General features: G+C 46.1%; 9 protein-coding genes. 3 read left to right on the forward strand and 6 right to left on the reverse strand.

Annotated elements, in window-relative coordinates:
- Positions 1-36: 36 nt before the first annotated feature.
- Entirely contained in the window at positions 37-1,098 is a 1,062-nt protein-coding gene (locus C5Z26_RS04925; RefSeq protein ID WP_105448874.1) for an aspartate-semialdehyde dehydrogenase, read from the reverse strand.
- 153 nt (positions 1,099-1,251) lie between these two features.
- On the opposite strand from C5Z26_RS04925, the gene C5Z26_RS04930 reads away from it, so the two are divergent.
- Complete coding sequence (locus C5Z26_RS04930) at positions 1,252-2,205, forward strand: linear amide C-N hydrolase (RefSeq protein ID WP_105448875.1); 954 nt, start codon at positions 1,252-1,254, stop codon at positions 2,203-2,205.
- Between the two features lie 60 nt (positions 2,206-2,265).
- Here the strand turns inward: C5Z26_RS04930 and C5Z26_RS04935 are convergent, their stop codons facing one another.
- Positions 2,266-2,487, reverse strand: a complete 222-nt coding sequence (locus C5Z26_RS04935; RefSeq protein WP_105448876.1) for a hypothetical protein — start codon at positions 2,485-2,487, stop codon at positions 2,266-2,268.
- A complete protein-coding gene (locus C5Z26_RS04940; RefSeq protein ID WP_105448877.1) occupies positions 2,480-3,112 on the reverse strand; it encodes a TMEM175 family protein in 633 nt (210 codons plus the stop codon). The genes C5Z26_RS04935 and C5Z26_RS04940 overlap by 8 nt, the downstream gene beginning before the upstream one ends.
- A 157-nt stretch (positions 3,113-3,269) precedes the next feature.
- Between C5Z26_RS04940 and C5Z26_RS04945 the strand changes: the two genes are divergently transcribed.
- The gene (locus C5Z26_RS04945; protein ID WP_105448878.1) at positions 3,270-5,900 is read left to right on the forward strand and encodes an MMPL family transporter; all 2,631 of its coding nucleotides are present in this window, start codon (positions 3,270-3,272) and stop codon (positions 5,898-5,900) included.
- A gap of 72 nt (positions 5,901-5,972) precedes the next feature.
- On the opposite strand, the gene C5Z26_RS04950 is transcribed toward C5Z26_RS04945, so the two are convergent.
- Positions 5,973-7,877 carry a SpaA isopeptide-forming pilin-related protein gene (locus C5Z26_RS04950; RefSeq protein ID WP_105448879.1) on the reverse strand — a complete coding sequence of 635 codons (1,905 nt, stop codon included), beginning with the start codon at positions 7,875-7,877 and terminating at the stop codon, positions 5,973-5,975.
- Positions 7,878-8,139: 262 nt separating this feature from the next.
- Positions 8,140-8,574 carry a GNAT family N-acetyltransferase gene (locus tag C5Z26_RS04955; protein WP_234005731.1) on the reverse strand — a complete coding sequence of 145 codons (435 nt, stop codon included), beginning with the start codon at positions 8,572-8,574 and terminating at the stop codon, positions 8,140-8,142.
- Between the two features lie 192 nt (positions 8,575-8,766).
- On the opposite strand from C5Z26_RS04955, the gene C5Z26_RS04960 reads away from it, so the two are divergent.
- Positions 8,767-10,923: an LTA synthase family protein gene (locus C5Z26_RS04960; RefSeq protein WP_105448880.1), complete on the forward strand. Its 2,157-nt coding sequence runs from the start codon at positions 8,767-8,769 to the stop codon at positions 10,921-10,923.
- A gap of 102 nt (positions 10,924-11,025) precedes the next feature.
- Here C5Z26_RS04960 and C5Z26_RS04965 read toward each other — a convergent pair whose 3' ends face one another.
- Positions 11,026-12,027 carry an NAD(P)/FAD-dependent oxidoreductase gene (locus C5Z26_RS04965; RefSeq protein ID WP_105448881.1) on the reverse strand — a complete coding sequence of 334 codons (1,002 nt, stop codon included), beginning with the start codon at positions 12,025-12,027 and terminating at the stop codon, positions 11,026-11,028.
- Positions 12,028-12,141 lie beyond the last annotated feature (114 nt).

Raw genomic sequence — 12,141 nt, forward strand, 5'->3', positions numbered from 1 at the left:
CTAATTCATGATTGGCTATTTAAGCAATTAAACCGCTTATTGCATGTGCAGTAAGCCTAACTTATCTAAATGTTCCGCAATCTGAACTGAGTTCCAAGCGGCACCCTTTAGTAAGTTATCCGAAACATCCCATAAATGGAAGGCTTTTGGTGTTTCTTGATCTGGACGCACGCGGCCAACAAAAGTGTCCTTTGACCCTTCAGCATTATGTGCCAATGGGTAAATCTGATTAGCTGGATCATCTTGCAATACAATGCCAGGTGCCGCCGCTAAAGCAGCCTGAATACCTTTGACATTAGCTTGATCGTCTTCAACCTCAAAGTAAACTTCTTCTGAATGACTAACGGGGACCGGAATCCGGACACAAGTTGCGGTGACCTTAATCGCCTTACTATCCATATCGCCGCCACACATAATCTTCTTGGTTTCATGAATCATTTTCCATTCTTCATGCGTATAACCGTCTTCTTCAAAGACATCAATCTGTGGCAACGCATTGAAAGCAATTGGATAATGTTTCTTTTCACCAGCTACGGGCAAGATATGGGCTTCCATATCCTTGCCATCGAGATAAGCTTGCGTCTCATCTCGTAATTCTTGGAGGGCCCGATTACCCGCACCGCTAACTGCTTGATACGTTGAAACGATCACACGCTTCAAGCCATATGCTTTACGGATTGGTTCCAAGGCGACTACCATTTGGATTGTTGAGCAGTTAGGATTCGCAATAATCCCATGATGTTGATACAACGCATCTTCGTTAACTTCTGGAACCACTAATGGCACGTTCGGGTCCATCCGAAAAGCACTGGTGTTATCAACTACCACGGCTCCACGCTTAACTGCTTCGGGAGCAAATTTCTTTGAAACTGACCCACCAGCTGAAAAGAGCGCTAAATCCACGCCTTCAAATGATTCTGGGACCGTTTCTTCAACCGTCAAGTCTTGACCGTTGAATTTGAGTTGCTTACCCGCTGACCGACTTGATGCTAAAAGTTTAACCGAATTAACCGGCAAACTCGTTTGTTCAACCATTTTGATCATCCGGGCACCAACTGCGCCAGTAGCACCGACAATCGCGACGTTATATCCACTCACAATGAAGACCTCGCTTTGATAGTTATTGAAACTTTATTATAGCACAATTTCAATCGTTAGAAACTTATGAGACCATTTCGATGACCTTCGTTAAACTAATGCTCATTTGGCGTATACTAACCTTAGCTCATTAACTGAAAGGTGATGGTCAAAATGTGCACTAGCTTAACTTATACCAATCTTGATCAGCAGCATTTTTTTGCCCGGACCATGGATTTTCCAACGACGACCCCATGGCGCCCCATCTTCTTGCCACGTCACTATTCCTGGCAGACCGGGCTAACAACTCAGCGGACCACGCAACTTGCCATCCTAGGCGGTGGTCGTTTACCTGCCCACTTTTCCACGCCACTAATGGCTGACGGCCTAAATGAAAGCGGTATCTCGTGTGCTGAACTCTATCTACCACATGCCGTCCATTATGCGACGCAGACCCGCTTAGACCAAGTCAATTTAACCCCGCAAGACTTCATCTTGTGGGCTTTAGGTGAACACACGACACTGGCCGCCATTGTGGCAGATTTGCCTCACGTTAATCTAGTTGGTCAAACTTGGGGGGCGGCACCAGCCGTTTACCCTTTCCATTGGGTCTTAAGTGACCAAAGTGGTCAAAATCTAGTGATTGAACCCACGGGTGGCCCGCTAACCGCGCAAGTAAATCCCAGTGGCATTCTCACTAATACGCCTATTTTAGCCACCCATTTGAGTCGTCTGAATCGGATGTTACACGTTGCCGGCACTGCTTTTAATGCTCAAACACAAGTTGCGGCCAAAAATTGGCTGGCAACCAAGCAACCTCTGCCCACCGGTAGTATTCCCACGGAACGCTTTGTGCAGATGGCAATTCGTCGTTGGGGCACCCCCACTTTATCTGCGGCAGCCACGGTGCCAACCATTTTGACTTGGCTAACCGCTGTCAGTCTGCCCTATGATCCTGCTCGTCGCAATCAAATTAGTCACAACTATACGCATTATCACGGTCTCATTAACCTAACTACCCAGACTTACTACTTCCGACCGCGCACGACACAACGGCTACAAACCATTGCGTTAACCCCAACTATGATTACGCGCTGGACCCGGCCCAAAGTCTATCCAGCCGATTAAATTAGCCTGAAAAAAAGACATTTGGCTTACTCGCCAAATGTCTTTTTGATCGCCTTAACGTTAATGGCGTTGTTTTAAAAACCGGTCAAATTGATCGGCAATTTTTTGTAACACCACGGGATCGTGGAGGTCGGCTTGCGTGGCTTGCTGGTCACCTGTCACGTCACTCACAACTTGTAAATAACCAAATAACACTTGGCTAGGATCCAGATGGTACTGTTGGGCAATCTTGACCGCTAAATCATAACGGTCCGGACCCAATAAAGCAGCATAATTAGGCATGATGTCCTCCTTTCGATAATTCGAGTTGCTTACTCATTCTTAAATAGGCAAAGAAATGAAAAATAATGCCGCCGGCTAATAACACTGCGCCAACCCAGACTGACCAGAAAGTTAATAAAATCGCCATGCCATAAATTGTGACACTCCGGACAGGATCAAACTTAATCGCCGCATAGAATTCACTGGAAACAGCAGTATTTTTTAATTCTTGGTGCCGATGCAAATAGGCGTACATGAAATAGAATGTGGCCGAAATAAACAAAGCGACTAAGTCATAAATGATAAACGCCGTCTGCATATCGGCACGATTGCCACTGGTTAGGGCATCCGCAACCAAGGACATTGGATAATCTAGTAACGTGATGCTAAACAGCATTAGTAAGTTTAAAATATTAACATTCCGATCAATCCGTTTTAGCATACTAAAATAATCATGGTGAAATAACCACAATGTCCCAACATAAAAGTACGAGAATGCATAGGACAAGAATAACGGCCATTGCGCTAACAATGACGGCAACAACTGGCCTGGATGATAAGCTGGAATATGAAACTCTAACACCAAAATCGTAATTAAAATGGCAAAAATACCATCACTAAACGCTTGAAACCGATCCGTCTTCATGGCAACGCCCTCCCACAATCAATCCAGAATAGCACAAAACGACGCGCAATGTCGGAATTAACTTTTACACCCTTCACCCAGTTTTAAAATAGGTCACTGCCTATACTAATTATATGGTATGATATTAAAATCAACGACGAGGGGACGTCATATTAACATGGGAAAAATGCTCAAATTGAAGTTTTTATACTTAGGATTCTGGCTTTTAATTAGCTTGGCCAGCATTGCTGTATTACCAAACATGTCCACTTTTTTAGAGTCACATCAAACCACCACCCGTGATCAGATTCACGCCACTAAGTTAGTTCAGTTACAGAATAATTGGGGACACCATTTATCACGTACAAAGCCGGTAACAATGGTTTTTAACAATCCAAAAACCACTTTATCACGGCGTCAACAAGCTAGCATTCAACGGCGTTTAACCGCAATTGAACAAAAAGCTGATTACTATCGCATTAAACAGCTCCGCACCAGTACAACTTCACCTAACGATCGTCAGTTATTGACCGCCAAAGACGGCTCAACCGTGCTCGCTGTCGCTGCGATTGATACGCGCCAAGCAGATTTACCCATTGTTGCTAAAGAATTAGCAGCTGCGATTCAAATTACCGGACTAAAAACCGCTGTTACCAGTCCTGAATTAGACACGCTGAATCAGCAGCGCACCCAGCAACACCAAATCCGCTTGATTCTCGGGCTAGTCTTAGGGAGTGCCTTCCTATTACTGGCACTGATTTTCCGTTCCGTTCTGATCCCGCTGATTAACCTTTTAATTCAAACGGTCGGACTCGTCGTTACGACCAGTGTGGCCGCCAACGCTAGTCAACACTGGCACTTACCAGTCACCAGCAACAGTAGCTTACTCGTTGGCCTAACTGGATTACTCCTGAGTACCGGGCTAACTTGGACCTATATGCAGGTTTATTTAACGTCGGGACGCTCAGCTACCACCCCTTTACGCCAAATTCGTCAAACTTGGGGGCTGCCACTAATTACCTTGGCAGCCATGACCCTCGGGCTTAGTTGGACCCCTTTCTTAACCTTGGCTTCAGCTTGGCTCATGACCTTGACCATCGTGATTATGACTTTAGCGACGCTTACCCTCAATGAAGGCTTTGCGACGTTATTATTACCAGCTGAACTCCACTGGCCGGGGACGCACGCCTGGTCACATTGGTCAAAAAATGCTTGGGGACAATTAAGTCGTTACGGCCAACGTTGGCCGTTGGGGGGGATTTTAGTGACCCTCCTAATGCTAATTTTGGGGTTGAGTTTAGGCCGCCCTTTGACTGACGCCAATCGGGTCACCCCAACACTGGGAACCCAATTAGTCACTGCTCACTTTGGGCCCGGGGCCGCCACCAAAACGACCCTCTATTTAGCGACGCCCACTAAGCTGACGACTCAAACTAGCTTACAAGCCATTGATACTTTAACAACTAAATTACAACAAATCCCAGGGATTGCAACGGTGACGTCGGTGACCCAACCCACCGGTAAACGACTAACGGGGTACTATGTTGAGACGCAACTCAAGCTAATCAACACAAACTTAACCGTTAATCAACAGACTTTGAGACACTTGCAAAAAGACTTAACTACCAATCAAGCGGCCATTACCGCAACCGCCCTTGATACCCAGCTAACTGATTTGCAAACCTTACAAACCAAGTTGGCCCAATTAGCCACTTTAAACGATACCATCGCCCGCCATTTAACACGTCTGACCGCTGATGAAGTCGATCCGATGACACAACCAACTTTAACGGCACAACTGACGATGGCGACCGACTTAATCACGACCATTACTGACTTAACCACCACGATTCAAACCGATCAAACGGCTTTACTGGCGACACTTGCAACAACGACCCAGCAACTCACAACAATTCAACAAAGTCTCACCCAGACCATCGACCAATTAAAAACGGTCACTGATTCAATTACGGCGACCAATGCTTATCTGACCGCCTTAAAGACAAGTCAAGCTGGCAAACTGTTCTACCTAACGCAATCAGCACGGCAAGCACCTATTTTTAAGACCAGCTTAGCAACCAATGTTAGCCAAACAGCAAAAATCACTCAGCTAGTCATTACGTTTAAGACCGCCGCAACTGATCCAGCCAGCTTTGCAACACTTAAACAAGTTCAACAGACTGTTCAAGCCGCACAATTAGCATCGCCGTTAGCTCATGCGACCGCCACTTATAGCGGCGAACCTGAACAACAGGCCACTAACCATCAGCAGTTAACCACGCACGCTTGGCAATGGGCCTTAGTGACGTTACTCCTCATGGCTAGTTGCCTCTGGCTAGGCTACCGTTCATTAGTCATTAGTGGTTATTTGACGACTGGCTTGGTCCTCATGATTGCTGCTAGTCTGGGCGTGACGCAATTTATTTACGCGCATTGGCTGCCCACGCTGTCAATCCCGTGGTTAGCCCTAGGGTGGAGTAGTCTCTGGCTAAGTCTGCACTGGATTTTAGTCAGTCTGACCCTGATTGACCGTCATAATTGGCGTAACATCGCAACTGAACATACTTGGCCGCAACAATTTTATCGTTGTAGTCAGCGTATCTGGCCGTTAATACTCTTAGAATTAAGTGGCTTGGTACCCATGCTTTTTCTATCAGATATGACCCTAGCCGCAACTGGCCTGATGACCACCTTAGGAATCGGCCTAATCCAGTTAAGCCTGCCATTAATCCTACCAGGGCTACTGACTTGGACCGTTCGGCCGCCGCAACTCAATCCCAAAAAATGGTTCCATTCTACTGACGCTTAACCTAAAAAGCGACCAACGCTGATTAATTCAGTGCTGGTCGTTTTTAGGTTTTCCAACTAAAAATAGACTTGCTCAATAACGACGTCCCAACCAACGCCCAAATCCAATCAAACTACCCAATAACATTAATCCAATTGCCATGACCCAAACAACTTGATGACTTGCTTCAGCTGTTTGCGGTAATTTACCGGGCTTAGTTGCTGCCGGCGCATTATCTTGCCCCGTTACTGTTGTACTTGGTTGCCCTGGCAACGTCACGCCTGGCACTGCCGGCTTCGGTTTCGGCGTTCCAGGTAAACTTGGTGCCGTTGGTGGCGTCGGTTGATTAGCATCACCTGGTAAACCTGGTGTCACTGGCACTTTAGGTTCTTCGGGTGTCCCAGGAACTTCCGGTTCGCTAGGTTCGCCTGGCACTGCCGGTTCAGTTGGCGCTTCTGGTTCAACCGGAATTTCGGGTTCGCTCGGTTCAACTGGCACTTCCGGTTCACTGGGTTCAGTTGGTGCCGTTGTTTGCTTAACATCCTTAGCCGTCACCGTCACAGCCGCCGTCTGACCGGCCACAATCTTAAACGCAAGTGGTGTCGTGCTTAAGTCATAACCAACTGGTGCTTTCGTCTCAACTAAGGTGTACTCAGCTGGATTGAGACCCGTAATTTCAAGTTGGCCTTGCGCATCCGTCGTCAAGCCGCTTTTAATCACGGTTCCCGCTTGATTTCGCAGGTCATACGTGGCACCGGCTAACTTTTGGCCGGAAGCCGCATCAGTTTTAGTTAAAATGACGGCACCGGTCGTCGGCATTTGGACATCTTTTTGTGTGACTCGAACTGGCGTACTCAATTCACCAGCGGTAATTTCAAACGGCACCGGCGTCTGATTCAATTCATAACCAGTCGGCGCTTTAGTTTCCACGAAGCTATAGGTACCAGGGACCAGATCATCAACTGTCACTTCACCATTTGCATTCGTCTGAATTCCACTGGCAATCACGGTTCCATCACTCGCACGTAAGTCATAAGCGGCCCCTGCAATGGCAACGCCAGTCGTTGCGGCTTGCTTAGTCAAAATAACTGAACCAGTCGACGCTTCATCATTGTTGCCTTGACCGGTCCCAGCACCACCCCAGCTCACATGACCACTGACAGTCGTCCCTTGCATATTAGCGGTATTGGTCCATGAATTACTGGTCGACGAAACGTTTTCAAGTTGCGTGTTATAAACCATATTGACCGCCGTCGTGATGTTACTAAAAATAAATTTCACTTGATTCCCTTGATAGATCACTTGGGGCGTCAATGGCTCACCACTACTAATAAATGCGCCAGCTGAATCATATTTACCGGCCATTGCTGAAACCGTTGTCGGTAAAAAGGTTTGGTTGGGTCCTAATGTATCCGTTACCACAACCGTCCCTAAATCAGCTCCGGTTGGATTAAATGCCACATTCCAAGTCAATTGTGATGGCTTACCTTGTTCATCATAACTGCCAATCCAACCGATTTTGTTAAGCTGCCAGCCGAAATGATTATCACCAGCAGTCGTGCCTTTCGCATAAAAGTTCAAGGTTCCGTGCCGATTAATGGTCTTCGTGGCTAACTCATCATTAAACGTGATGGTCCCAGTCGTTTCACCAGCCTTCAGCACAAACGTCCCAATCGTCGTGCCATCAGCATCCGTCAATGGAAAGTTCAAATCAGCACCGGCAACTACCCCATTCGGCAATGTAACCGTCGCCGTATCGCCAGCTGCCAGCGTCTCCCCATCTGGAATCGCCCATTGATACTGCACATTATAGTTTTCCCATTTGCTTAACGTACTGGGATCTTTCACAACCGTGCCATTGCGGTCCATGACTTGCGCATCCGTACCATTCAGACCAGTCGTCGTGATGGTGGCCGCTTGTGCAACCTGGCCTGTTGCTAAAACAACTAACATGACTGTTAGTAATCCCAATAAAGCTAAATAAACCTTCGTTCGCATAACCGATTGCCTCCTCGCTAATTAACCCGCGCTAACTTAAGTTTTAGCGCCTCACTCCTAACCAATAGTTCTCATCAACAGTGCCCACTCCCCATTCCAAAAGAACGTCAGCCCTTGCGCTTAACGTTACCTGTACAATACCGCAAACAACTAGTTAAGTTATCGTTAAAAGTTTTAATTGGTTACTAAACAAACAAATTGAGCGACGACTAAAAGGCGTTTGGCCTAAAAGCCAAACACCTTTACAGTCATCCTATTTTGCCTATAAGGCTAACGTCATCGTTTGATGGGCTAATCCGGCCTCCATAAAGACCGCGCCTTGTGGCTCAAATCCAAGTTGGGTATAAAAACCTTGTGCCGTCACCTGCGCCCCTAGGACCAATTGTCGTGCGCCTTGTTGGCGGCCATCCGCCATCATTCGTTGCAAGATAGCTTGCGCATAACCGTGACCACGGGCAACCTTCAAAGTTGCGACCCGCTGTACATGTAACTGTTGGTCAGCGATTGGTGTCATTCGGGCCGTTGCCACCGCTTGCCCAGCATCGTTATATAAAACGTAGTGCCAAGTTGCTGGCGTAACGGTGTCTAACTCCAAGGCCGGCGCAATCTTTTGCTCCGCAATAAACACCGCTCGTCGAATCATTATCGCATCAGCATAGACTGGCGACGTCGGCTGATTACTCATTTTAATTTCCAATTTCTCACCCCACTTTAATGCTACCCTTTTGAGAATACGCGTACCAACCGCTACCGTCAAACCCTACCAGCTAGCCAACCGGACCCATTTAACCGAATGTTAACGATTACGCCCGCATGAGGTATGGTAGAATGACATGATGACTGATTTTCGGGTCATCTCCAAATTTGTCACAAATGAGGTCTTATAAACATGTTTACGAAACTCCGCCAACACGTCGACACGCGGATTGGGTTCTTTTGGTTACTCATTTTCCTATTTTGGGCCAAAACCCTCTTCGCCTACTTTGTAGAATTCTCCTTAGGTGTTACGGACATTCTACAAATTTTGCTAATGCTCGTTAATCCGTTAGCAACGACTGTGTTTTTATTTAGCTTAGCGTTGTACATTCGCAAAACTGGCTTTTATTACTACATCTTATTATTAATTGATGCCCTTAATACGGTCCTGATGTATGCCAATGTGATTTATTACCGCGAATTTACTGATTTTATGACTGTCAGTACCATTACAGGTTATTCCAAAGTCAATCAAGGCTTGACTGGCTCTTCATTAGCCTTAACCAACTGGTACGACTTTATTTATTGGCTGGATATTATTATTTTACTGGTCTTATTTATTTTTCACCGGATCAAACATGATGACCGTCCCATCAAAAAACGGACGGCCTTTGCGTATACTTCCGTGGCGATTGCTGGCTTCGCATTAAACTTAACCTTAGCCGAATCGAATCGGCCGCAACTGTTGACTCGGACTTTTGATCGCACTTATATCGTTAAATATCTTGGCTTAGATGCGTTTACCGTTTATGACGGTATCAAAGATGAACAGACTAATCATCAACGCGCCAGTGCTAAAAAATCAGAACTCGATACGGTTAAAGCCTTTACACAGTCGCATTACGCCGCCCCAAATGCCAAAATGTACGGTATTGCCAAGGGCAAGAATGTGATTGTCATTCACTTGGAAAGTTTCCAGCAATTCCTCATTGATAAAAAAATCAATGGTCAGGAAGTGACGCCGTTTCTGAATAAGCTCTACCATAGTAATTCCACTTATTCGTTCAAGAACTTCTTCCATCAAGTGGGGCAAGGTAAGACCAGTGATGCCGAAAACATGCTAGAAACTAGCACTTACGGCCTAGCAACCGGTTCCTTATTTGCCCAATTAGGCTCCGATAATACGTTCCAAGCTGCCCCGGCGATTCTAAATCAACGTGCGAAGTATTCCTCCGCCGTCTTCCATGGCAATGTGGCTAGCTTCTGGAATCGTAACAACACTTATAAAAACATGGGCTATCAATATTTCTTTGATGCCAGTTACTTTGACACGACCGGTGATAAATCAACCGGCTATGGTTTAAAAGATAAGCTGTTATTTAAGAATTCGGTTCAATATTTGGAACGGTTACAACAACCATTTTACGTCAAATACATTACCGTCACGAATCACTTTCCATTCAGTATGGACTCTGAAGATACCGACTTCAAAACGACTGACACGAGTGATTCAGCTATTAATGGGTACTTCCAAACTGCGCATTATTTGGACCAATCTGTGAAAGAATTCTATGCTTACCTCAAAAAGGCTGGACTGCTTAAGAATTCGATGATTGTCTTGTACGGTGATCATTATGGACTTTCCAATAGTGAGAACACGACGTTGGCACCCATTCTTGGTAAATCAGCTAAAGATTGGACGTCCTATGACAATGCCCAGCTTCAGCGAGTGCCATTCATGGTCAATATTCCGGGTACCACTGGCGGTAAGATTGAGTCCACTTATGGTGGCGAGATTGACGTCTTACCAACGATCCTACATTTGTTGGGCATCTCCAGCAAACGGTATATCCAGTTTGGAACCGACCTATTCTCGAAAGACCACGATCAAGTCGTCGCCTTCCGGAATCGCGATTTCGTGACCCCAAAGTATACCGTTCTTGGTGGGACAATCTATAGTAATGCCACCGGTGAAGAGCTAATGGCAACGGACGCCGTCAAAAAAGCTGTCGCCAAAGATCAAACTAAGGTCAGCAAAGAATTGAGCTTGTCTGATTCCTTAAACTCTAAAAACCTATTACGCTTCTATACACCGAAAGGCTTTAAGAAGATCACCGCTGCTAACTATAATTATGCCGATGGTCTCCAAAAAGAAATTAAGATTGAAAATGCCTTAAAGAACGCTTCAACTAGTCTGTATTCTAAGAATGGCGATAAATCAACCGCTGAATTTTACGAAACTGATGCGCCGGAAGCAACGCATAAGAAGACTGATTCAACCCGAATCCAAATTACTAATCCGGATGACACTGATAGCAACGCCAGCACCACTAGTAGCAGTTCCAAATAACGTAAAAAGCACGTCGATCTCATCACTAACTAGTGACGAGACCGACGTGTTTTTTTGATGTACAATTACATTGTCATTGCTTCCCTAACGATGGCGATCAACCTAATGCGCACGTTTTTCAAACAATGTCGTACTGTGTAACGGACTACGCCGTTCCGGATAGAGTTGCATCATTAATTGATTGACCGCATTCGGTGCCTCGCCAAAACCACTCGCAATTAAGCCCAACTTACCGGCATACGTGACAATATCACCAATGGCAGCCATGCCGGGGACATCGGTGTTCATTTGTGTATCCACCGTAATTAACCGATGCGCTAAAGTCGGCGTAACTTGCCAGGCCTGCAAGAGCTTGTTATCGGCAATAAACCCATAATTAACGACTAATTTATCCACTGCTAAGGTTTCTGCCGCCGTGCCCCGAACTTCTTTCATCGTCAATTGAACTTGTCCATTAGCCAACGGCGTCAACGCCTTGATCAAAAATGGGGTTTTAATCTGAACTGGTGAGGCTTTTAATAAATCAACATTATGTTCCATGCCGCGAAACTGATCACGCCGGTGCATGATATAAACTTGTTTCGCCACTGGCGCTAACATGAGCGCCATATCAATCGCCGAATCGCCACCGCCGGCAACCAACACCGTCTGATTTTGGAATTGGTCACGACTAGGCAAGTGATAAAATAATTGTTGGCCTTCAAACTGCGCTGCATTATCAACGGCGAGCTTCCGTGGTTGAAACGCCCCACTCCCGGTAGCCACAATTACTGCCTGACTATGTGAGACTGCGCCCGTCTTGGTCGTAATCGTAAAATCACCCAATTGACCCGTGATATTTGTGACTGCGCTATTCAACTGCACCGCAATTGGAAACTGCTGCATTTGGGTCGCCAATTGTTGCACGAGTTCCCGCCCACGAATGGCTGGGTACCCCGCAATATCGTGAATCATTTTTTCAGGATAGAGCGCTTGAACCTGGCCACCCAATTCTGGCAAGCTTTCTAACAATTGGACCCGGGCATTACGCATACCGGCATAAAAAGCCGCAAACATCCCCACGGGGCCCCCACCAATAATGGTTAAATCGTACTTTGCAGTCATTCGTCAACCAACTTTCTCAATTAATCATTAACTATCCTCAGTTTAGTGGATTCTACGACCATTTGCAAAAACATTACCACGACTTTCCACTATAATAGACCTAACTTAGTGAAG

Source organism: Lactobacillus sp. CBA3606 (genome assembly GCF_002970935.1).
Classification (GTDB): Bacteria; Bacillota; Bacilli; order Lactobacillales; family Lactobacillaceae; genus Lactiplantibacillus.